Consider the following 21,511-nt stretch of genomic DNA (forward strand, 5'->3'; position numbering starts at 1 on the left):
GTCGTTCGGCTTATTGCGGTTACGGCGCTATGTGTTGCAAGGTGTGTCCGATTGCAACTAAAAACCTGATGAGTAAATAAACATGACAACAGAAACTCACTACACAGGAGAGGAGCGTAAAAAAAGGATCTTTGCGATTGTCGGTGCGTCCTCCGGCAACCTCGTCGAATGGTTCGACTTTTACGTTTACGCCTTCTGCGCGATCTATTTCGCGCCTGCTTTCTTCCCCTCCGATGACCCCACGGTGCAGTTGCTCAACACTGCCGGCGTGTTTGCGGCTGGTTTTTTGATGCGCCCCATTGGTGGCTGGCTGTTTGGCCGGGTCGCTGATAAACACGGGCGCAAGAATTCAATGATGATTTCGGTGCTGATGATGTGCGCCGGCTCGCTGGTCATCGCCTTTCTGCCGACCTACGCCTCGATTGGCGCCTGGGCTCCGGCCTTGCTGTTGATGGCGCGGCTGTTTCAGGGCCTGTCGGTGGGGGGCGAGTACGGCACCACGGCAACCTACATGAGCGAAGTTGCGCTCAAGGGGCAGCGCGGTTTTTTTGCCTCGTTCCAGTATGTGACGCTGATCGGCGGGCAACTGCTGGCGGTATTGGTAGTGGTTATTCTTCAGCAGTTCCTGTCAGAAGATGAACTGCGGGCTTGGGGCTGGCGCGTGCCGTTTGTGATCGGTGCCATTGCGGCGCTGATCTCGTTGCTGCTGCGTCGTACCCTGAAAGAAACCACCAGCGCCGAAACCCGCCAGGACAAGGATGCAGGTAGCGTGGCGGCGTTGTTCCGTGACCATAAAGCGGCGTTTATTACCGTGCTGGGTTACACCGCCGGCGGCTCGCTGATTTTCTACACCTTTACCACCTACATGCAGAAGTATCTGGTGAACACCGCCGGAATGCATGCCAAAACCGCCAGTTACATCATGACCGGCGCCCTGTTTCTTTATATGTGCATGCAGCCGTTGTTCGGCATGCTGGCGGACAAGATCGGTCGACGTAACAACATGCTCTGGTTTGGCGCGCTGGGTACGCTGTGTACCGTGCCGATCCTGCTGAGCCTGAAAACCATCACCAGCCCGTTTCTGGCCTTTGTGCTGATTACCTTGGCGCTGGCGATTGTCAGCTTTTACACCTCGATCAGCGGGTTGGTTAAAGCCGAGATGTTCCCACCCCAGGTTCGGGCGTTGGGCGTAGGCCTGGCGTATGCGGTAGCCAACGCGATCTTTGGTGGTTCGGCGGAATACGTGGCACTGGGCCTGAAGTCGATGGGCATGGAAAACACCTTCTACTGGTACGTGACTGCCATGATGGCAGTCGCCTTCCTGTTCAGCTTCCGGTTGCCCAAACAACCCAAGTACCTGCACCACGATTTGTGATGTACCTGCGCGCGCCCCTTTATGGCGCGCGCCTTCTAAGGAAGGTTTATGAGTAATCAGCTGTTCGATGCGTACTTTACGGCCAAGGCTATGGGTGAGGTGTTCAGCGATCATGGCCGGGTGCAGGCCATGCTCGACGTCGAAGCGGCTCTGGCCCGGGCGCAAGCTGGGGTTGGGGTGATTCCTCACTCGGCACTCGGGCCGATTACAGCGGCATGTCGAGCTGAACTCTACGATTTTTCAGCCTTGGGCCAGGCGATAGCCAGTGCCGGCAATTCGGCAATTCCTCTGGTGAAAGCCTTGGGTAAACAGATTGCCAGCAGCGCGCCCGAGGCCGAGCGTTATGTACATTTGGGGGCTACCAGTCAGGACGTAATGGACAGCGGGCTGGTGCTGCAATTACGCGCAGCCCTGGGATTGATCGAGCGTGATCTGACGCAGTTGGCCGATGTGCTCGCCGCCCAGGCTCAGCGTTATGCCACTACCCCTTTGGCCGGACGGACCTGGCTGCAACAGGCGACCCCGGTCACGTTGGGGATGAAAATCGCCAGTTGGCTGGGCGCCGTGACCCGTAGCCGCCAGCGTCTCAATGAGCTGAAACCGCGTCTGCTGTGCCTGCAATTCGGCGGAGCCTCGGGCACCCTGGCGGCACTGGGTGAACAGGCGATGCCGGTGGCGCAGGCGCTGGCCGACGAACTGGGCCTGAACCTGCCTGAGCAACCGTGGCACACCCAGCGTGACCGACTGGTGGAGTTCGGCGCGGTGTTGGGCTTGATCGCCGGTGGGCTGGGCAAGATTGGCCGGGACATAAGCCTGCTGATGCAGACCGAGGCCGCTGAAGTATTTGAACCGTCGGCGCCGGGCAAGGGCGGTTCGTCGACCATGCCGCACAAGCGCAACCCTGTGGGTTCGGCGGTATTGATCAGCGCTGCGACGCGGGTTCCGGGCTTGCTGAGCATTCTGTTCAGCGCCATGCCTCAGGAGCATGAGCGCAGCCTGGGCCTGTGGCACGCCGAATGGGAGACCCTGCCCGAGATTTGCTGTGTGGTCTCCGGGGCGCTGGTGCAGGCGCTGAATATTGCCCAAGGGCTGGAAGTGGACCCCGAGCGTATGGCGCGCAATCTCGACCTGACGCACGGGCTAGTACTGGCCGAAGCCGTGAGCATTGTGCTGGCCCAGAGGGTAGGGCGCGAAACCGCGCACCATCTGCTGGAGCAATGTTGCAAACGTGCGGTGGCCGAGCAGCGCCATTTACGTGCGGTGCTGGGCGATGAACTGCAAATCACCGCGCACCTGAGTGCAGACGAACTGGATCGCTTGCTCGATCCGGCTTATTACCTTGGCCAAGCGACGACGTGGGTCGAGCGTGCGCGGGCTGAACATTTTGCGTTGGTCCTCTAAAGGAGAAGCTCGTGGGACGTGTACAACTCGCTGAAGGTGAACTCAATTACCGCTTGGACGGCCCGCAAGGCGCGCCGGTGCTGGTGCTGTCCAATTCGTTGGGCACTGACCTGGGGATGTGGGACACACAGATTCCGGCGTTCGCCGAGCATTTCCAGGTGTTGCGCTACGATACTCGTGGCCACGGCCAGTCGCTGGTAACCGAAGGGCCGTACAGCATTGAGCAACTGGGCGGCGATGTGCTGGCGCTGCTGGATGCATTGCATATCGAACAGGCACATTTTTGCGGGCTGTCGATGGGCGGGCTGATTGGCCAGTGGTTGGGCATCAATGCCGGTTCGCGTTTGCACAAGCTGATTGTGTGCAACACCTCTGCCAAAATTGGCGAGCCTTTGATGTGGAACCCGCGAATCGAAATGGTGTTGCGTGACGGTGCGGCGGCGATGGCCGGGCTGCGTGACGCATCGATTGCGCGCTGGTTTACCGCAGATTTTGCCCAAGCTAACCCTGAGCAGGCCAAACGCATTACCGACATGCTCGCCGCCACTTCCCCCCAAGGCTACGCCGCCAACTGCGCGGCAGTGCGCGATGCGGATTTTCGCGATCAACTGGGCGCAATTGACGTGCCCCTGCTGGTAATCGCAGGCACGGAAGACGCTGTAACTCCGCCTGCGGGCAGCCATTTCATCCAGGAACATGTACGCGGTGCGCAGTACGCCGAGTTTTATGCCGCGCACCTGTCCAACGTGCAGGCCGGGGATGCCTTCAGCCAGCGCGTGTTGGACTTTTTGTTAGCCGGTAAAGCGGTTTAAGGAGCTGTTTGTGGACGAGAAACAACGTTACGACGAAGGTATGCAAGTACGCCGTGCGGTGCTCGGCGACGCCCATGTCGATCGCAGCCTCAATGCCTTGACCGAGTTCAATAGCGAATTTCAGGAAATGATTACCCGCCACGCCTGGGGTGATATCTGGACCCGCCCTGGACTGGCGCGGCATACCCGTAGCCTGATTACTATTGCGATGCTGATCGGCATGAATCGCAATGAGGAGCTGAAACTGCATCTGCGTGCGGCGGCCAACAACGGCGTGACTCGTGCCGAGATCAAAGAAGTGATCATGCAGAGCGCCATCTACTGCGGCATCCCGGCGGCTAACGCGACCTTCCACTTGGCTGAGTCGGTGTGGGATGAGTTGGGGGTTGAGTCGCGGGTGTAACCGCTCTTCCTTGTAGCCGCTGCCGAGGAACGAGGCTGCGATAAGGACCGAAGGGCCTTCAGTTGCCGGGGCTGCTACGCACCCCATCGCAGCCTCGCTGCGCTCCTCGGCGGCTACAAAACGGGCATCACACAAACAACAAACCCGCCAAAAGGCGGGTTTGTTGTTTATGCGGTACGTATCACGCCTTTGGTGGCTGATCCGAAACCGGGCGGTTCTGCCCGGTCTGTTCGTACCAACCGCCACCCAACGCCTTGTACAGCGTGACTTCGCTGGTCAGCTGCGAAAGACGATCGGTGATCAACGATTGCTGCGCGCTGAACAACGAGCGCTGGGCATCGAGGAAGGTCAGGTTACTGTCGATGCCAATCCGATAACGACGCTCGGCTAACCGGTAGTAATCCTGGTTGGCGTTAACGAAGTCGGTTTGTGCCTGCAACTGCTGGTTGTAGGTCTGACGCGCCGCCAGGCCATCAGAGACTTCCTGGAAGGCGGTCTGGATCGTTTTCTCGTACTGAGAAACGGTGATTTCCTTCTGGATTTTCGAGTAGTCCAGGCTGGCGCGCAGGGCACCTGCGTTAAAGATCGGCAGGTTGATTTGCGGCGAGAACAGCCAGGTGCCCGAACCGCCCTTGAACAGCCCCGACAGGTCAGGGCTCAAGGTCCCGGCATTGGCCGTAAGGCTGATGCTTGGGAAGAACGCTGCCCGCGCCGCGCCGATGTTGGCGTTAGCGGCCAGCAACTTGTGTTCGGCTTCGAGAATGTCCGGACGACGTTGCAGCAAGTCTGATGGCAAGCCAGCCGGTACTTCGTTCAACAGGTCAGCTGCCAGTGGTTTGGCTGCAGGCAGGTTGTCCGGGATGGTGGTACCAAGCAGCAGCGCCAAACTGTTCTGGTCCTGAGCTACCTGACGGGTGTACCTGGCCAGTTGTACCTTGGCGTTTTCCACCGAGGTACGCGACTGGCTTACGTCCAGTGCCGAGGCGACACCCACTTCATTGCTGCGCAAGGTGAGCTTGTAGCTCTCGTCGAATGCTTTGAGGGTGTCTTCAGTCAGTTTCAGCAGCTCTTTGTCAGCCTGCCAGGTCAGGTAAGCATTGGCGACGCTGGCCACCAGACTGATCTGAGTCGTGCGTCGGGCTTCTTCGGTTGCAAAGTAGTTCTGCAACGCTTGATCGCTCAGGCTGCGAACCCGGCCGAACAGGTCCAATTCGTACGCGCTGACCCCAAGGGTCGCCGAATAAGAACTGGTAATGCCCGACTCGCCGGTTTGCGACATGCTTGCCGGGGTGCGTTGACGGCTGCCGCTGCCAGTGGCCGAAACCGCCGGGAACAGATCGGCCCTCTGGATGCGGTACTGCGCGGCATAGGCGTCGATGTTCAGCGCCGCGACACGCAGGTCGCGGTTGTTGACCAGAGCGGTCTGAATCAGCTGCTGCAGCGCCGGGTCATGGAAAAACTGACGCCAGCCTTGTTCTGCAGCGGCCTGATTGGCCGCCTCGGTAGGGGAGTAGGCCGGGCCTTGCGGGTACTGCGCCGCTACCGGCGCTTCAGGGCGCTGGTAGTCGGGGATCAGCGAGCAGCCGCCCAGCGTAAACGCTGCGATGGCTACTGCGAGAAGCGACTTGCTCATTGGCCAGCCTCTTGGTTTGGAGTTTTAGTCAGGTCCACTTTCTTTTCGGAATCTTTTTTGCTGCCGAAGGACGATACGGCCACAAAGAACAGCGGTACCCAGAACACGGCCAGTACGGTGGCGGTGATCATGCCACCGATAACACCCGTACCAATAGCGTGCTGGCTGCCCGAGCCTGCGCCCGAGGAGATGGCCAGCGGGATCACACCCAGTACAAACGCCAGCGAGGTCATGATGATTGGACGCAGACGCATGCGGCACGCCTCGATCGCGGCCTCGCTCAGTGTTCGTCCTTGTTCATGCAACTCTTTGGCAAACTCGACGATCAGAATGGCGTTTTTCGATGCCAGACCGATGGTCGTGAGCAAGCCCACCTGGAAGTACACGTCGTTGGACAACCCTCGCAGGCTGGTCGCCATCAGTGCACCGATAATCCCCAGCGGCACCACGAGCATGACTGCAATCGGGATTGACCAGCTTTCGTACAGTGCTGCAAGGCACAGGAATACCATCAGCAAGGATATAGCGTACAGGGCAGGTGCTTGCGAACCAGACAGACGCTCTTCGAATGACAGCCCGGTCCAGGAAATACCCACGCCCGCTGGCAGCTTCTTGGCCAAGGCTTCTACTTCAGCCATGGCCTGACCACTGCTGTAACCCGGAGCTGGAGCACCCAGGATTTCCATGGCCTCTACGCCGTTATAGCGTGACAACTTGGGCGGACCGTAGATCCACTTGCCTTTGGCGAATGCCGAGAACGGCACCATGGTTCCTTCACTGTTACGCACGAACCACTTCTTCAGATCTTCCGGGTTCATCCGGGAGTCGGCTGTACCTTGCAGGAACACCTTCTTCACTCGGCCATGGTCGATGAAGTCGTTGACGTAGCTGGCGCCTAGGCCGATCGACAGCGTGTTGTTGATGTCGCTCAGGTCAACGCCCAGGGCGCGAGCTGCTTCGTCGTCAATTTCCAGCTGGTACTGCGGCTCATCGTTCAAGCCGTTTGGACGTACGCCTGCCAGGATCTTGCTTTGCGCAGCCATGCCCAGGAACTGGTTACGGGCCGCCATCAGCTTCTCGTGACCAATACCGGAACGGTCTTGCAGGTAAACGTCAAAACCGGTGGCGTTACCCAATTCCATTACTGCCGGCGGGGCAAAGGCGAACACCATTGCATCGCGGAAGGTGGAGAAGTGCGCCTGAGCGCGGGCAGCCAGTGCAAACACGCTGTTGTCCGCATCTCGCTCACCCCAAGGCTTGAGCATGATGAACGCAAGGCCGGAGCTTTGACCGCGACCGGCGAAGTTAAAGCCGTTTACGGTAAACACCGAAGACACCGCGCCCGACTCTTCTTTCAACAGGTACTCACGCATCCTGTCGATCACATCCTGGGTGCGTTCTGCAGTGGTGCCTGCTGGGGTCTGAACCTGTGCAAACAGTACGCCCTGGTCTTCTTCGGGAAGGAAGGAGGTAGGGATACGGGTAAACAGGAACACCATGCCGACCACGATCAGTACGTAGGCCAGCAGGTACGGCGCCTTGTGACGCAGGATGCTGCCCACACCTTTCTCGTAGCGCTTGACGCCACTGTCGAACGTGCGGTTGAACCAGCCGAAGAAGCCGCGCTTGTTCTCGCCGTGATCACCCTTCTGGATTGGCTTGAGCATGGTGGCGCACAAGGCCGGGGTGAAGATCAGAGCAACCAGTACCGAGAGCGCCATGGCCGAAACAATGGTGATCGAGAACTGTTTGTAAATCACACCGGTGGAGCCGCTGAAGAAGGCCATTGGCAGCAGTACCGCCGACAGCACCAAGGCGATACCGACCAGAGCACCCTGGATCTGCTCCATGGATTTCTTGGTCGCCTCCTTGGGCGGCAGGCCTTCTTCGGACATCACCCGCTCGACGTTTTCAACCACCACAATCGCATCGTCCACCAGCAAGCCGATGGCCAATACCATACCGAACATGGTCAGGGTGTTAATGCTGAAACCGGCCGCGGCCAGGATGCCGAATGTGCCGAGCAATACTACCGGCACAGTCATCGTGGTGATGATGGTGGCGCGGAAGTTCTGCAGGAACAGGAACATCACCAGGAACACCAGTACAACGGCTTCAACCAGGGTTTCAACTACGCCCTTGATCGAGGCCGAGACCACAGGAGTGGTGTCGTACGGGTAAACGACTTTCATGCCTTGCGGGAAGAAAGGTTCCAGGTCACCGATGGTCTTGTGCAGTGCTTTTGCGGTGTCCAGGGCGTTGGAGCCCGGAGCCAGCTTGATCGCCAGACCCGAAGACGGCTTGCCGTTGAACTGGGCGCTGATGCTGTAGTTCTCACCACCCAGAGCAACCTCGGACACATCGCTCAGGCGAACCTGAGAACCGTCGCTGTTGACCTTGAGCAGGATCTTTTTGAACTGCTCGGCGGTTTGCAGGCGGGTTTTACCGATGATGGTAGCGTTCAGCTCCTGACCTTTGACCGCAGGCAGGCCACCCAGTTGTCCGGAGGACACCTGTACGTTCTGTGCGCTGATGGCCGCTTTCACGTCCACCGGGGTCAGGTTGTATTTGTTCAGCTTGGCCGGATCGAGCCAGATACGCATGGCGTACTGGGCACCGAACACCTGGAAGTCGCCTACACCTTCGGTACGGGAGATCGGGTCCTGCATGTTGGAGACGATGTAGTTCGACAAGTCGTCCTTGTTCATGCTGCCGTCTTCAGACACCACGCCGATTACCATCAGGAAGTTTTTCACTGCCTTGGTAACACGGATACCTTGCTGCTGAACTTCTTGAGGCAGCAGTGGGGTCGCCAGGTTTAGCTTGTTCTGTACCTGCACCTGAGCGGTGTCGGGGTCAGTACCTTGCTCGAACGTAGCGGTGATGGCCATGCTGCCGTCAGAGTTGCTTTCAGACGACACATAACGCAGGTGGTCAATACCGTTGAGCTGTTGCTCGATTACCTGGACCACGGTGTCCTGCACGGTTTGCGCCGAAGCGCCCGGGTAGGTCACGGAGATCGAGATTGCCGGTGGCGCGATGCTCGGGTACTGGTTGATCGGCAATTTGAGGATCGATAGAGCCCCGACCAGCATGATCACAAGGGCAATTACCCAGGCGAAAATCGGACGGTCGATAAAAAATTTCGACATGGTTTACTCCCCTTTACTGCCTGCAGCTTTTTCAGTTGCCGGGGCAGGTGCCGGGGTTTCGCCTTGTGGCTTGTCCATGATCTTGACTTCAATGCCAGGCTTGATGAACTGCAGGCCGTCAGTAATCAGGCGGTCGCCAGGGTTCAGGCCTTTCTCGACCAGCCAGTCGCTACCGACTGTGCGCGAAGCTTGCAGCACACGCATTTCAACCTTGTTGTCCGGCCCAACGATCAAGGCAGTGGGTTGGCCCTTGAGGTTGTGGGTCACGCCAATCTGAGGTGCCAGGATCGCATTGCTGTCGATACCTGCTTCCAGTTGTGCGTGGACAAACATGCCTGGGAGCAGTACTTCGTCAGGGTTCGGGAACACGGCGCGCAGGGTGACGGAGCCGGTGGCTTCATCCACTGAGACTTCGGAGAACTCAAGACGACCTTCTTGCGGGTATTCACTGCCGTCCGGCAGGGTCAACTTGACCTTGGCGGAGTTATCACCGGCCTTCTTCAAGCGGCCACTGGCCAGATCGCGGCGCAGTTCGAGCATTTCCACCGAGGATTGGGTCACGTCAACGTAGATCGGGTCCAGTTGGGTGATCACGGCCAATGCGTTCACCTGACCACTGGTGACCAGTGCACCTTCGGTGAACAGCGAGCGACCGATACGACCGGTCAGCGGCGCCAGCACCTTGGTGTAGCGCAGGTTGACCTGGGCAGTGTTCAGGGCAGCTTCGGCTTCGAGGCGTGCGGCTTCGGCGTTGTCGTATTCCTGACGGCTTACGGCTTGCTCTGCAACCAATTGCTTGTAGCGATCAGCCAGGGATTTTGCCGATTGCAGAGTGGCACGAGCGCTGAGCACGGCGCTTTCATAGATCGCTGGATCGATTTGATACAGCTGCTGGCCGATTTTTACGTCGCTGCCTTCTTTAAAGAGGCGCTTGAGGATGATGCCGTTTACCTGAGGACGAACTTCAGCCGAACGATAGGACGCAGTACGACCCGGCAGGTCGGTGGTCAAGGTAAAGGGCTGGGTTTTTAGCGTCACGACGCCGACCTGAGGGATTTGCGGGGCAGGTGCTGCCTCTTCCTTTTTGCATCCGCTGAGCAGCGAAGCTAGGGCGATGGCAGCAACCAGAGCGGTAACAGCTGGCTTGAATTGCATGAAAATCCTCGGGTCAGGCACGCGAAAGCGCACAAGAATAGTGGAAGGGTAAAGAAAGCTGTTCCGGGTGGATAAGTAGCTTGCTAAGGAATATACTTACATTCGTGTCTGTTTGTAAATAGCGGGAACGTGTCTCGCTACGTCCTGCAGAGCCATTTTTAAAGTATGAAGTAGACCGGGATAAGGCATAACAAGCGCCACCCGATGTTGGTCCTGGCGAGTGATCGCAACTGCCCGGACCCTCCTGATTGAGGTTTTTATTGCCATGGTGCGTCGTACCAAAGAAGAAGCGCTTGAAACCCGGAGCAAAATCCTCGAGGCGGCCGAGCAGGCCTTTTACGAGCGGGGTGTTGCACGCACGACGTTGGCTGATATTGCCGCGTTGGCGGGTGTCACCCGCGGTGCAATTTACTGGCACTTCAGCAACAAGGCCGATCTGGTGCAGGCCATGCTCGATAGCCTGCATGAACCGCTGGATGAAATGGCCAAGGCCAGTGAAAACCAGAACGAAATTGATCCGCTCGGCTGCATGCGCCAATTGCTGATTCATTTGTTTCGCCAAGTTGCCATTGATCCAAAAACCCGGCGTATCAATGAAATTTTGTTTCATAAGTGCGAATTCACAGACGAAATGTGTGATTTTCGGGCTCAGCGCCAGGTTGCGATGGTTGATTGCAACAGCAGAATCGAACTGGCCCTTACCAATGCCATTCACCGTCAACAACTCCCTGTAACGCTGGATGTTCGCCGTGCTGCTATTTGCTTGCATGCCTATATCGACGGAATTCTCGGGCAATGGCTGCTGGTTCCTGACAGCTTCGAGCTTTTCAAGAACGCTGAGTCCTGGGTCGAAACGGGTCTGGATATGCTGCGTTTAAGCCCAACATTACGAATTAGCGCCAATATCCGAGAGGGAGTCTAGTAGGCTCGGGCAATAAGGCGAGTGAAGATTTGCCCTCTGGAGCATTTGCTGGCTAACGGCATTTATATACGTCTAGCCTGCAGGTTTAAAGTTAGCGAGCTAAGTATTTTGTAGCTAAATTGTGATGGCTCAGTGAAATGCCCCACAGTCATCGATAAACAAGCTATAGGCAACGGGTTTTAAGTACTACATGACTTCGGCATCTTTCTTGGTTATTTCTCTCATTTAACCCTTCTCACGTCGGCTTCCCCTACACTTGAGCAACGCTTTGGCCGCAGGCCAGAGCAGCCAAAATCGGGGAGCGGGCGACGGCCAAAGTGTTGGCCCTCTCTCGACTAAAGCAAACAGACCACGATGGTGTTGTGTGTCGTGGGCAATTCGAGGAATAACAAGTGAACAAGATTTACTCGAGTGCTGAATCCGCTTTGCAGGGGCTGGTCGAAGACGGCATGACCCTGGCTGTCGGCGGCTTTGGATTGTGCGGGATTCCGGAAGCGCTGATTGCTGCCCTGCGTGACACTGGCAAGCGCGAGCTGACGGTCATCAGTAACAACGCCGGGGTTGATGGTTTCGGCCTGGGGCAACTGCTGACGACGCGTCAGATCCGCAAAATGATTTCTTCCTACGTGGGCGAGAACAAAGAGTTCGAACGTCAGTACCTGGCTGGCGAACTTGAACTGGAGTTCACCCCTCAAGGCACCCTCGCGGAAAAACTGCGGGCGGGCGGGGCGGGTATACCGGCATTTTTCACCAAGACCGGTTACGGCACTTTGGTGGCTGAAGGCAAGGAAACTCGTGAGTTTGATGGCGAGTGGTACGTCATGGAGCGTTCACTGCGGGCCGATGTGGCCTTGGTCAAGGCCTGGAAAGCCGACAAGTCCGGCAACCTGCTGTTCAACAAAACCGCACGCAATTTCAATCCATTGGCCGCAATGGCGGCCAAGGTGTGCGTGGTGGAAGTGGAAGAAATTGTCGAGATTGGCGAGATCGAGCCCGATCAGGTTCATTTGCCCGGGATTTACGTGCAGCGGCTGGTGCTCAATGCCTGCCCGGAAAAACGTATCGAACATCGCACTGTACGGAGCGCCTGACCATGGCCTGGACTCGTGAAGAAATGGCGCAGCGCGCCTCCCAAGAACTGCAGGACGGTTTTTACGTCAATTTGGGCATCGGTTTGCCGACCCTGGTGGCCAACTACATTCCCAAGGGCATGGATGTGTGGCTGCAAAGTGAAAATGGCCTGCTCGGGATTGGCCCGTTTCCGACCGAAGATGAGGTCGATGCCGATCTGATCAACGCGGGTAAACAAACTATTACGACCCTGCCGGGCAGCAGTTTTTTCAACAGCGCCGACTCGTTTGCGATGATTCGCGGTGGGCATATCAACCTGTCGATTCTTGGCGCGATGCAAGTCTCCGAGAAGGGCGATCTGGCCAACTGGATGATTCCGGGCAAGATGGTCAAGGGCATGGGCGGGGCGATGGACCTGGTGGCCGGGGTCAAGCGCGTGGTAGTGCTGATGGAGCACACGGCCAAGGGTGGCACCCATAAACTGCTCAAACAGTGTGACCTGCCGCTGACCGGCGTGGGCGTGGTTGACCGGATTATTACCGACCTGGCGGTGCTCGATGTGACGGAGCAAGGGCTCCAACTGGTTGAGCTGGCCGCGGGGGTTAGCCGCGAGCAACTGCAAGAAGCAACCGGCTGCGCAATTAACGGCTGAATACACGCCTGTAGCCGCTGCCGAGCTACGCGAGGCTGCGATCGGGTGCGTAGCAGTCGCAAACCAGAAGCCTCGATTTGGCGGATATATTGGGGGCTCAGGATTTGCGGGCGCTGCGCCCCCGATCGCAGCCTCGCGTAGCTCGACAGCGGCTACAGGTTTTTTATCAGGCTCAGAAACACAAAAAGCCCCAAAAGGGGCTTTTTGCTGCAGCGTGAATCAGCGTTCCAGATCTTTGATCTTGCCTTTCACACCATCAAACTCTTCCGCGTCCGGCAGAGCGTCTTTCTTCTCAGTGATGTTTGGCCAGATTTCAGCCAGCTCAACATTCAACTGAATAAACTCTTGCATGTCCGCAGGCACTTCATCTTCAGAGAAGATCGCCTGTGCAGGGCATTCAGGCTCACAAAGCGCGCAGTCAATGCACTCATCCGGGTGAATCACCAGGAAGTTCGGGCCTTCGTAAAAGCAGTCCACCGGACAGACTTCTACGCAGTCGGTGTACTTGCACTTGATGCAGTTGTCGGTGACGACGAAGGTCATTTCTAATTCTCTCCTCAGGCGGCGGCAGCGAAACCCTTCCAGGTCGGGTTCACCGGGTTCGGGAGTGATATCTAATGACCAGGCTAAAAGGTCACTAGCATCCCGAACCGCGCGCGATTCTAGCAGCTTTTAAAGGCGTGTCTTTAATGTGTAGAGCAAATCAAGCGCTTTACGTGGCGTCATGTTGTCCAGATCCAGCTTGGAAATATCATCCAGCACCGGGTGAGGCAGGCTGGCAAACATGTCACTTTGCTGTGGTACCGACTTTTTACCGGTGGTCGGACGCGGCACTTCATGGGGCAGGCTGGTGGTCTCCAGGCGGCTCAAGTGCTCGCCGGCACGGGTGATGACTTCGGTCGGCACGCCCGCCAATTGCGCCACGGCCAAGCCATAACTCTGACTGGCCGGGCCCGGTAATACATGGTGCAGGAACACGATGCGTTCGTTGTGCTCGGTCGCACTCAAGTGCACGTTGGCCACCAGCGGTTCGTTTTCGGGCAGTACCGTCAGTTCGAAGTAGTGGGTGGCAAACAAAGTATAGGCGCGTAATTGGGCGAGACGTTCTGCCGCAGCCCAGGCCAGCGACAAACCGTCGAACGTGCTGGTGCCGCGGCCCACTTCATCCATCAGGACCAGGCTGCGTTCGGTGGCGTTGTGCAAAATGTTCGCGGTTTCACTCATCTCGACCATAAAGGTCGAACGGCCGCCCGCCAGGTCATCGCTGGAGCCGATCCGGGTAAAGATGCGGTCAACCAGCGACAGCTCACAGCTCGCTGCCGGAACAAAACTGCCGATATGGGCCAGCAGCACGATCAATGCGGTCTGGCGCATGTAGGTCGATTTACCGCCCATGTTAGGACCGGTAATCACCAGCATGCGGGTATCGTCATCCAGCGCCAGATCGTTGGCCACAAATGGCGTGGTCAGTACTTGCTCGACCACCGGGTGGCGGCCTTGGCTGATACGCATGCACGGCTCGTCGACAAAGCGCGGGCAGTTCAGGTCCAGGTTCAGTGCGCGCTCTGCCAGGTTGCTCAGTACATCCAGCTCGGCCAGTGCGGCGGCAGTGTCTTGCAGCGGCGCCAGATGGCTGATCATTTCTTCGAGCAATGCTTCGTAGAGCATCTTCTCGCGGGCCAGGGCGCGGCTTTTGGCCGACAGGGCCTTGTCTTCGAAGGCTTTGAGCTCCGGGGTGATAAAGCGCTCGGCGCCTTTGAGCGTTTGGCGGCGGATGTAATCGGCCGGTGCCTGCTCGGCCTGCTTGCTTGGCAGCTCGATAAAGTAGCCGTGTACCCGGTTGTAACCGACCTTCAGGTTGGCCAGGCCGGTACGGGCTTTTTCGCGGGCTTCCAGGTCAATCAGGAACTGACCGGCGTTTTCGCTCAGCGACTGCAACTCGTCCAGTTCGGCGTCATACCCGGTCTTTAACACGCCACCGTCGCGGATCACGGCAGGCGGATTATCGTTGATCGCTTTTTCCAGCAGGGCTCCCAGCTCGGGATAAGTGCTGGTGGTTGTAGCCAACTGCTGCAGGTGCGGCGCTTCGAGGCCGATCATCGCGTCTTGCAGTTGCGGTAATGCGTTCAAGGCATCGCGCAGCCGTGCCAGGTCGCGGGGGCGGGCATTGCGCAGGCCGATACGGGCCAGAATGCGCTCCAGATCGCCGATTTCCTTGAGCTGTGGCTGCAGCTTTTCAAAGCGATAGCCGTCCAGCAGGCAGGTGATCGACGACTGGCGTGCCAGCAGTACGCTCAAGTCGCGCAACGGGCGGTTCAGCCAGCGGGTCAGCAGGCGGCTGCCCATCGAAGTCTGGCAACGATCGACCACGGACTGCAGCGTGTTGTCGCGCCCACCGGCCAGGTTGGTGTCCAGCTCCAGGTTGCGACGGCTGGCGCCGTCCAGGACCACGGTGTCATCCAGACGCTCATGGCGCAGGCTGCGCAAATGGGGCAGGGCGGTACGCTGGGTTTCCTTGGCGTAACTGAGCAGGCAACCGGCGGCGCCAATGGCCAAGGTCAGGTTTTCGCAGCCAAAACCTTTAAGGTCTTGGGTTGAGAACTGTTGGCACAGGCTTTTCAGGGCCGAGTCGCGCTCAAAATCCCACGGTGCGCGGCGACGTACGCCACGGCGTTTTTCGGCGGGCAGACCTTGTGGCCAGTCGTCCGGGATCATCAATTCAACCGGGTTAATGCGCTCCAGTTCAGCCAGCAGGTTTTCCCAGCCCTTGATCTCCAGTACCGAGAAGTTACCGCTGGTAATGTCCAGCACGGCGAGGCCAAACAGGCGCTCATCGCCGAGCACGGCAGCAATCAGGTTGTCGCGGCGCTCATCCATCAGCGCCTCGTCACTGACCGTACCCGGAGTGATAATGCGTACTACCTGACGATCCACCGGGCCTTTGCTGGTGGCCGGGTCTCCGACCTGTTCGCAAATCACCACCGACTCACCGAGCTTTACCAGCTTGGCCAGATAGCCCTCGGCGGCATGGTAAGGAATCCCGCACATCGGGATCGCCTGGCCTGCAGACTGCCCACGGGCCGTGAGTGTGATATCCAGCAACTTGGCGGCTTTCTTCGCGTCTTCGTAGAAGATTTCGTAGAAATCGCCCATGCGATAAAACATCAGCTGATCAGGGTGCTGGTTCTTCAAGCGCCAGTACTGCTGCATCATCGGCGTGTGGCTGGACAGGTCGGAGGTATTTTTACTCATCAGGACTTAGGCGGATTCGTTCAGAAGTGGGGAAAGACAGGCCGTAGCCTGAGGTTTTCGCAATGGACGCAAGGTTAACATGTCAGCCCCCTGCACCTACAGGTGTGCTCGGGGTGCGCTGACACGCAGCTATAAATAGAAGAAATAGGATTTGCCTTCGATAAACACGCTCAGCACTATTGCTCTCATGTCCAAACGAACTGTTTCAACCGTCCTCAAGGAACTGCTTGCCCACCACCAGATCAGCGCCATGGCGCTGCACCGGAGCACAGGGGTGCCGCAGTCCACACTCTCGCGCATTTTGAGCGGTAAAATTGTCGACCCTTCCGACAGACAAATCTCCAGGATCGCCGAGTATTTCAACATCAGTACGGATCGCTTGCGTGGCCGGGGCGATATCCACACGCCTGCAGTGTCTGAACCCGAGCTGCGTCACCCTGAGCTGCGTGACATTTGCCTGTGGGATGACGACACTCCGGTGGCGGATGATGAAGTATCCATTCCATTCTTGCGTCAGGTTGAACTGGCGGCCGGTTCCGGGCGCTTTGCCATTGAAGAGAGCGAGCGCGCCAAGCTGCGTTTCGGCAAGCGCAGCTTGCGCCACAACGGCGTGGAGTTCGATCAGGCCAAGTGCGTGACGGTTCGTGGTGACAGCATGCTGCCGGTGTTGCGCGATGGTGCAACGGTTGGGGTCAATGCCGGCAAGCGCACGCTTGATGAGGTCATCGATGGTGATCTGTATGCGGTCAATCACAATGGCCAGTTGCGGGTGAAACAGTTGTATCGCCTGGCAGGCGGCATTCGCTTGCGCAGCTTCAATCGTGATGAGTTCCCGGATGAGGACTACGCCTACAACGATCTTGAGGATGAACAGTTGGTCATCCTTGGTCATGTGTTCTGGTGGGGCATGTACGCCCGCTAGCCGTTAGTTTCTGAAAATACTGTGGGAGCGAACCTGCTCGCGAACAAGTCTTCGCGAGCAGGCTCGTTCCCATGGCAGTTTTTTTAGCCATTAAGAAGACAATTCTCACTGTATTTGCTGGCCTTGGCCGACTTGCTGCAATCGCCTGAATAAATATATGCACTGGTGCATTGACTGTATATCCATACATGCATAGTCTTTGTTGCATGACGACCAACGATGGATCTCGGGCAGGGGTGTGACGTTACAGTCGGGCCGGAAATTGGCGCTTATCAATAAGGACATAGGAGTGATGACATGATGAATGAACCGCAGGCTTTGCTGGAAATGCCGGTTTTACTGGTCATCCTTCTTGCCCTGGTGGGCGGCATTTTTGGTGAGATGTGGCGGGCGGACAAAGATGGCGCTAGCGGATGGCCACTGATGCGGCGCCTTGCACTGCGTTCGGGAGCCTGCATGGTGTGCGGCGTATCGACCTTCATGCTGCTTTACTCAGCCGGGATGTCCATCCTGTCGGCCGGTGCATTGGGTTGCCTGACCGCGTTGGCCGGTGCAGATGCGGCCATCAGCCTGTATCAGCGTTGGGCTGCGAAGCGGCTTGGAGTCGACGGTTCGCCTGGCGACTCGCGGATCGAGCCGTAGCAGGCGCTTTTTTGGTGTAGGTTATGGCGCAGAACCGCCCATCAGGAGAGGATCGTGGATCAAATATCTCAACTTGCGGCTGAACTTGGGCTGCTGTTACAGGCTCTTAATGCCCAGGTGACGACCGCCGAGTCTTGCACCGGAGGCGGCATTGCAGAGGCCATCACCCGCATTGCCGGCAGCTCCGCCTGGTTTGAGGCGGGCTTTGTGACCTACTCCAACCAGCAAAAAACCAGGCAGCTGGATGTTCCTGAGTCTTTGTTCACTCAAGTGGGGGCCGTCAGCCGCGAGGTGGTTGAAGCCATGGTGCACGGTGCTCAAGCGCAGAGTGGGGCGCGATTTGCCGTTGCGGTGAGTGGCGTGGCCGGGCCGGGCGGCGGCTCACCAGAGAAGCCGGTTGGCACCGTCTGGCTGGCGTGGGGGGCTGGTGACGAAGTATCGACCGAGCGCAGACACTTTCCGGGCAACCGCGATGAGGTCCGCCAGCAAACGGTGATTGCTGCCCTGGAAGGCTTAATACGCCGAACGGTACGAGAAATAAAAAATCAGGGGTAGGCGATCCTCTAACCCTGTGGAATAATACTGGCTACTTATACAGTTATCGGCCGTCGGGCCTTATTGATTACGAGAGGACTTTAATGGACGACAACAAGAAGAAAGCCTTGGCTGCGGCCCTGGGTCAGATCGAACGTCAATTCGGCAAGGGTGCCGTGATGCTGATGGGCGACCAGGAGCGTCAGGCTGTTCCGGCGATCTCTACCGGTTCGCTGGGTCTGGATATCGCACTGGGCATTGGCGGTCTGCCAAAAGGCCGTATTGTTGAAATCTACGGTCCAGAGTCTTCGGGTAAAACCACACTTACCCTGTCCGTGATTGCACAAGCGCAAAAGGTCGGTGCAACCTGCGCCTTCGTCGATGCCGAGCACGCCCTGGACCCTGAATATGCAGCCAAACTGGGTGTAAACGTCGACGACCTGCTGGTTTCCCAGCCGGACACCGGCGAGCAGGCACTGGAAATCACCGACATGCTGGTGCGTTCCAACGCGGTTGACGTGATCATCATCGACTCCGTAGCTGCACTGACCCCAAAAGCTGAAATCGAAGGCGACATGGGTGACACCCACGTTGGCTTGCAAGCCCGTCTGATGTCGCAAGCGCTGCGTAAAATCACCGGTAACATCAAGAACGCCAACTGCCTGGTTATCTTTATCAACCAGATCCGTATGAAGATCGGCGTGATGTTTGGTAGCCCGGAAACTACAACCGGTGGTAACGCACTGAAGTTCTACGCCTCGGTACGTCTGGATATTCGCCGCACCGGCGCGGTGAAAGAAGGCGACGTGGTAGTGGGTAGCGAAACCCGCGTTAAAGTGGTCAAGAACAAGGTGGCACCGCCGTTCCGTCAGGCTGAGTTCCAGATCTTGTACGGCAAGGGCATCTACCTGAATGGTGAGATGATCGACTTGGGCGTGTTGCATGGCTTCGTCGAAAAAGCCGGCGCCTGGTATAGCTACAACGGCAGCAAAATCGGTCAGGGCAAGGCCAACTCCGCCAAGTTTCTGGACGACAATCCGGACATCAAGGACGCGCTGGAAAAGCAGTTGCGTGAGAAGTTGCTGGGGCCAAAGACCGACGCTGAGATGGCAGAAATCAAAGTTATGCCAAAACTGAGCAAGGCTGCCAAGGAAGCTGCTGCACTGGCTGAAGCCGAAGAAATGGAAAACGCTACCGACAGCGATAACTGATAGACATCATGATCGCCGTCCTGGATACCCCCGTCGCGGTGCGACGGACTGCAATGGACCTGCTCGCGCGACGCGAGCACGGTCGAGTCGAGCTGACGCGCAAATTGCGTCAGCGTGGGGCTTGCCCCGACATGATCGACGCAGCCCTTGACCGTCTAACGGAAGAGGGATTGTTGTCGGAGTCGCGCTATCTCGAAAGCTATATCAACTACCGTGCCGGTTCCGGTTATGGCCCTTTGCGTATTCGCGAAGAGCTTGGCCAGCGTGGCTTGGCGCGTGGGGATATAGAAGAAGCATTGCGCGAATGTGGTTTCAACTGGCAAGAGCAGTTGGAAGACACCTGGCGTCGCAAGTTTTCCGGTCAGTTACCTGCAGATGCAAAGGAACGTGCTCGCCAAGGGCGCTTCTTGAGTTATCGGGGGTATCCGCTTGAAATGATCGGCCGCTTGTTGAGCGGCCGAGAGTTTGATGACTGAAAGCGCAAACTGGCGGCTCTTACGCAACCTTCTGTAGCCGCTGTCGAGGTACGAGGCTGCGATGGGCTGCGTAGCGGCCCCTTCCTTTAAAGGCCCTGCGGGTCTTATCGCAGCCTGCGGCAGCGGCTACATTGGTTCTCATTCAACCGATATACGCTGTACTGGCGTAGTCACATTATCTATTGCAGCCCAGTTCTGTGGCTGGTTGATAAAGTTGACCAACTCACGTAACCGTCCCTGATTGCGGCCGCTGAATGCAAAACTCAGGCAGGTAAGGTGGTTAAGCTTGGGGTCATCATGCTCAAAACCGCAGTACCCCTGTTGCTGGAAACCATTGCTGAGGCAGATATCGGCAAAATTCTGCTGTATCTCCTTAAGGGCTAAAACACTGACAGGCCGTTTCATGCGGATCACGAAGGTTTTGTTCAGCCAGCGGCTTGAGTGGAAGTTGTTGTAGAACTGATTGATTTCAGCAAGGGCCTCTTCGGCGCTGTACACCAGGCGCATCAGCTTCAAATCGTTGGGAAGAATGTACTGGTTGGCTTCCAGCTGGTTATGTATGAAGTCCAGCGCACCCTGCCAAAATGACCCGCCAGGCACGTCCAGTAAAACCACCGGTACCAACGGCGTTTTGCCTGTTTGCATCAGGGTCAGCACCTCCAGCACTTCATCCAGCGTGCCAAAGCCTCCCGGGCACATCACCAGGGCATCTGCTTCTTTGGTAAAAAACAGTTTGCGGGTAAAGAAGAAATGGAATGCCAGCACATTGGCAGTGCCGTTGATGGTCGGGTTGGCCCGTTGTTCAAATGGCAGGGTGATGTTGAACCCCAGGCTGTGATCCAGGCCTGCACCCTCGTGGGCTGCGGCCATGATGCCGGCACCTCCGCCGGTGATAACCATCATGTCTGATTTTGCCAGGACGGCACCCATTTCGCGGGCCAGTGCATACAGTGGGTGTTCGACCGGGGTTCTTGCCGAGCCGAATACCGTAACTTTGCGTCGCCCCTTGAACTGCTCCAGTGTCCGAAAGGTTTTCTCGAGTTCACGGATGGCTTGCAGGGTGATTTTGGCATTCCAGCGATCAAAGTCGTCGTGGGCCATGCGCAATACGGTCAGTAACATCTCGCGGTAAAGCGCCCGGTTCGGGCTATTGGGTGCGACTCGTTGCAACTGCTCGTCCACTTCATGAGCAAGATCCAGGCCCTGTTCCTGAAAGTGCAGCGTCAGGGTGTCATTGGATTGATCAGGCATGTACTTCTCCTTCTGCACAACATCCTTGAAAGCGCCGCACTACAGGCGGGCGCTGAGACACAGAGTGTCAACCATGATGGTTTGATGATGGTCCTGCGATGTCTTGGCTGGCAATAGCTAATTGCCTGACATACATGAAGTTTAGCGAAAGGGAGCAGGGTAGGGAGGCGTGCGGGCTGAGCCCGATGGTGGGGCTTATACGCCGTACGGGGTACGGCGTGGCAAGGGATGTTACTTTTTGCGCTGGCAGTTCTCGGCTCGGAAATCCTGGATCAGGACCGGGTTGTTGGTCTTGTATTCCTTGAAGCTGTAGCGCAACGTCGCCCCTTGAGCCATCAGGGTGCGGAAACCTGCGTTGCTGCACACGCTGCGACCAAGTTGCGGCACAGTTTCTTCGGGGTTGGAGCGCATCTGGGCGGCCAATGTCGGGCTGGCTTCCAGGTTGTTGATCAGAACAGTGCCGTCTACCGTAAAGCCTTTATCCAAAAGGTCCGCATTGATTGCCCGCGGTTTGCCTTCGTTGCTTTTCTCGGCAACCTTGAGCAGGTTTTTGTTCAGCTCAAAATCCTTGAGAGAAGCGGCTTGTGCGGCCAGAGGCAGTGCAAGCATAAGAGCGACGGTCGGAATGATATGGCGCAGCATGAAAC

19 protein-coding genes are annotated in these 21,511 nt (G+C 57.4%); 12 read left to right on the plus strand and 7 right to left on the minus strand.

Features of this window, described 5'->3' with window-relative positions:
- The first annotated feature begins 82 nt into the window (after window positions 1-82).
- Genes V6L79_RS08565 through pcaC form a run of 4 tightly spaced genes read left to right on the plus strand, consistent with a single transcriptional unit; the run spans window position 83 to window position 3,991 of the window.
- A complete protein-coding gene (locus V6L79_RS08565) occupies window positions 83-1,375 on the plus strand; it encodes an MFS family transporter (protein WP_261741176.1) in 1,293 nt (430 codons plus the stop codon).
- Window positions 1,376-1,423: 48 nt separating this feature from the next.
- Window positions 1,424-2,776, plus strand: coding sequence for a 3-carboxy-cis,cis-muconate cycloisomerase (locus V6L79_RS08570; RefSeq protein ID WP_321836601.1), 1,353 nt, complete (start codon window positions 1,424-1,426; stop codon window positions 2,774-2,776).
- Window positions 2,777-2,787: 11 nt separating this feature from the next.
- Window positions 2,788-3,588: a 3-oxoadipate enol-lactonase gene (gene pcaD / locus V6L79_RS08575; RefSeq protein ID WP_261741178.1), complete on the plus strand. Its 801-nt coding sequence runs from the start codon at window positions 2,788-2,790 to the stop codon at window positions 3,586-3,588.
- Between the two features lie 10 nt (window positions 3,589-3,598).
- The gene (pcaC, locus tag V6L79_RS08580) at window positions 3,599-3,991 is read left to right on the plus strand and encodes a 4-carboxymuconolactone decarboxylase (protein ID WP_048358970.1); all 393 of its coding nucleotides are present in this window, start codon (window positions 3,599-3,601) and stop codon (window positions 3,989-3,991) included.
- Between the two features lie 181 nt (window positions 3,992-4,172).
- Here pcaC and V6L79_RS08585 read toward each other — a convergent pair whose 3' ends face one another.
- The 3 genes from V6L79_RS08585 to V6L79_RS08595 are packed head-to-tail and all read right to left on the minus strand — an operon-like array spanning window position 4,173 to window position 9,931.
- Window positions 4,173-5,624, minus strand: a complete 1,452-nt coding sequence (locus V6L79_RS08585; protein WP_261741180.1) for an AdeC/AdeK/OprM family multidrug efflux complex outer membrane factor — start codon at window positions 5,622-5,624, stop codon at window positions 4,173-4,175.
- Entirely contained in the window at window positions 5,621-8,776 is a 3,156-nt protein-coding gene (locus tag V6L79_RS08590; protein WP_261741181.1) for an efflux RND transporter permease subunit, read from the minus strand. Before V6L79_RS08590 ends, V6L79_RS08585 begins: the two co-directional genes overlap by 4 nt.
- Before the next feature lie 3 nt (window positions 8,777-8,779).
- Window positions 8,780-9,931 carry an efflux RND transporter periplasmic adaptor subunit gene (locus tag V6L79_RS08595; RefSeq protein ID WP_338580086.1) on the minus strand — a complete coding sequence of 384 codons (1,152 nt, stop codon included), beginning with the start codon at window positions 9,929-9,931 and terminating at the stop codon, window positions 8,780-8,782.
- Between the two features lie 265 nt (window positions 9,932-10,196).
- On the opposite strand from V6L79_RS08595, the gene V6L79_RS08600 reads away from it, so the two are divergent.
- The 3 genes from V6L79_RS08600 (at window position 10,197) to V6L79_RS08610 (ending at window position 12,576) form a co-directional block, all read left to right on the plus strand.
- On the plus strand, window positions 10,197-10,853 hold the full coding sequence (locus tag V6L79_RS08600) for a TetR family transcriptional regulator (protein WP_338580087.1): 657 nt from the start codon (window positions 10,197-10,199) through the stop codon (window positions 10,851-10,853).
- A gap of 392 nt (window positions 10,854-11,245) precedes the next feature.
- Window positions 11,246-11,944 carry a CoA transferase subunit A gene (locus V6L79_RS08605; RefSeq protein ID WP_261741184.1) on the plus strand — a complete coding sequence of 233 codons (699 nt, stop codon included), beginning with the start codon at window positions 11,246-11,248 and terminating at the stop codon, window positions 11,942-11,944.
- 2 nt (window positions 11,945-11,946) lie between these two features.
- A complete protein-coding gene (locus V6L79_RS08610; protein ID WP_338580088.1) occupies window positions 11,947-12,576 on the plus strand; it encodes a CoA transferase subunit B in 630 nt (209 codons plus the stop codon).
- Window positions 12,577-12,795: 219 nt separating this feature from the next.
- Here V6L79_RS08610 and fdxA read toward each other — a convergent pair whose 3' ends face one another.
- Entirely contained in the window at window positions 12,796-13,119 is a 324-nt protein-coding gene (gene fdxA / locus V6L79_RS08615) for a ferredoxin FdxA (RefSeq protein WP_003443045.1), read from the minus strand.
- Window positions 13,120-13,248: 129 nt separating this feature from the next.
- On the minus strand, window positions 13,249-15,828 hold the full coding sequence (gene mutS, locus V6L79_RS08620) for a DNA mismatch repair protein MutS (RefSeq protein WP_338580089.1): 2,580 nt from the start codon (window positions 15,826-15,828) through the stop codon (window positions 13,249-13,251).
- A 187-nt stretch (window positions 15,829-16,015) separates the two neighbouring features.
- Here mutS and V6L79_RS08625 point away from each other — a divergent pair, with 187 nt between their 5' ends.
- The 5 genes from V6L79_RS08625 to recX all read left to right on the plus strand — a co-directional run bounded on the left by V6L79_RS08625 (window position 16,016) and on the right by recX (window position 19,613).
- Complete coding sequence (locus V6L79_RS08625; RefSeq protein ID WP_261741187.1) at window positions 16,016-16,750, plus strand: XRE family transcriptional regulator; 735 nt, start codon at window positions 16,016-16,018, stop codon at window positions 16,748-16,750.
- 297 nt (window positions 16,751-17,047) lie between these two features.
- Complete coding sequence (locus V6L79_RS08630) at window positions 17,048-17,392, plus strand: phage holin family protein (RefSeq protein ID WP_261741188.1); 345 nt, start codon at window positions 17,048-17,050, stop codon at window positions 17,390-17,392.
- A 54-nt stretch (window positions 17,393-17,446) separates the two neighbouring features.
- Window positions 17,447-17,947, plus strand: coding sequence for a CinA family protein (locus tag V6L79_RS08635; protein ID WP_321835923.1), 501 nt, complete (start codon window positions 17,447-17,449; stop codon window positions 17,945-17,947).
- Between the two features lie 83 nt (window positions 17,948-18,030).
- Window positions 18,031-19,137 carry a recombinase RecA gene (gene recA / locus V6L79_RS08640; protein WP_261741190.1) on the plus strand — a complete coding sequence of 369 codons (1,107 nt, stop codon included), beginning with the start codon at window positions 18,031-18,033 and terminating at the stop codon, window positions 19,135-19,137.
- A gap of 8 nt (window positions 19,138-19,145) precedes the next feature.
- Window positions 19,146-19,613: a recombination regulator RecX gene (gene recX, locus V6L79_RS08645; RefSeq protein WP_261741191.1), complete on the plus strand. Its 468-nt coding sequence runs from the start codon at window positions 19,146-19,148 to the stop codon at window positions 19,611-19,613.
- 138 nt (window positions 19,614-19,751) lie between these two features.
- On the opposite strand, the gene V6L79_RS08650 is transcribed toward recX, so the two are convergent.
- Together V6L79_RS08650 and V6L79_RS08655 are read right to left on the minus strand one after the other, a co-directional pair.
- Window positions 19,752-20,864 carry a TIGR00730 family Rossman fold protein gene (locus V6L79_RS08650; protein ID WP_338580090.1) on the minus strand — a complete coding sequence of 371 codons (1,113 nt, stop codon included), beginning with the start codon at window positions 20,862-20,864 and terminating at the stop codon, window positions 19,752-19,754.
- A 231-nt stretch (window positions 20,865-21,095) separates the two neighbouring features.
- Window positions 21,096-21,506 carry a quorum-sensing-regulated virulence factor family protein gene (locus V6L79_RS08655; protein ID WP_261741193.1) on the minus strand — a complete coding sequence of 137 codons (411 nt, stop codon included), beginning with the start codon at window positions 21,504-21,506 and terminating at the stop codon, window positions 21,096-21,098.
- Between the last annotated feature and the right edge of the window lie 5 nt (window positions 21,507-21,511).

Source organism: Pseudomonas sp. ML2-2023-6, from assembly GCF_037055265.1.
In the GTDB taxonomy this organism is placed as follows: Bacteria; Pseudomonadota; Gammaproteobacteria; order Pseudomonadales; family Pseudomonadaceae; genus Aquipseudomonas; species Aquipseudomonas kulmbachensis.

Bases quoted from the DNA above. Each gene is read 5' to 3' on its own strand.
- V6L79_RS08565 (WP_261741176.1), top strand. From the start codon at position 83: ATGACAACAGAAACTCACTACACAGGAGAGGAGCGTAAAAAAAGGATC.
- V6L79_RS08570 (WP_321836601.1), top strand. From the start codon at position 1,424: ATGAGTAATCAGCTGTTCGATGCGTACTTTACGGCCAAGGCTATGGGT.
- V6L79_RS08585 (WP_261741180.1), bottom strand. From the start codon at position 5,624: ATGAGCAAGTCGCTTCTCGCAGTAGCCATCGCAGCGTTTACGCTGGGC.
- V6L79_RS08590 (WP_261741181.1), bottom strand. From the start codon at position 8,776: ATGTCGAAATTTTTTATCGACCGTCCGATTTTCGCCTGGGTAATTGCC.
- V6L79_RS08595 (WP_338580086.1), bottom strand. From the start codon at position 9,931: ATGCAATTCAAGCCAGCTGTTACCGCTCTGGTTGCTGCCATCGCCCTA.
- V6L79_RS08600 (WP_338580087.1), top strand. From the start codon at position 10,197: ATGGTGCGTCGTACCAAAGAAGAAGCGCTTGAAACCCGGAGCAAAATC.
- V6L79_RS08610 (WP_338580088.1), top strand. From the start codon at position 11,947: ATGGCCTGGACTCGTGAAGAAATGGCGCAGCGCGCCTCCCAAGAACTG.
- fdxA (WP_003443045.1), bottom strand. From the start codon at position 13,119: ATGACCTTCGTCGTCACCGACAACTGCATCAAGTGCAAGTACACCGAC.
- mutS (WP_338580089.1), bottom strand. From the start codon at position 15,828: ATGAGTAAAAATACCTCCGACCTGTCCAGCCACACGCCGATGATGCAG.
- V6L79_RS08625 (WP_261741187.1), top strand. From the start codon at position 16,016: ATGTCCAAACGAACTGTTTCAACCGTCCTCAAGGAACTGCTTGCCCAC.
- V6L79_RS08630 (WP_261741188.1), top strand. From the start codon at position 17,048: ATGATGAATGAACCGCAGGCTTTGCTGGAAATGCCGGTTTTACTGGTC.
- recA (WP_261741190.1), top strand. From the start codon at position 18,031: ATGGACGACAACAAGAAGAAAGCCTTGGCTGCGGCCCTGGGTCAGATC.
- recX (WP_261741191.1), top strand. From the start codon at position 19,146: ATGATCGCCGTCCTGGATACCCCCGTCGCGGTGCGACGGACTGCAATG.
- V6L79_RS08650 (WP_338580090.1), bottom strand. From the start codon at position 20,864: ATGCCTGATCAATCCAATGACACCCTGACGCTGCACTTTCAGGAACAG.
- V6L79_RS08655 (WP_261741193.1), bottom strand. From the start codon at position 21,506: ATGCTGCGCCATATCATTCCGACCGTCGCTCTTATGCTTGCACTGCCT.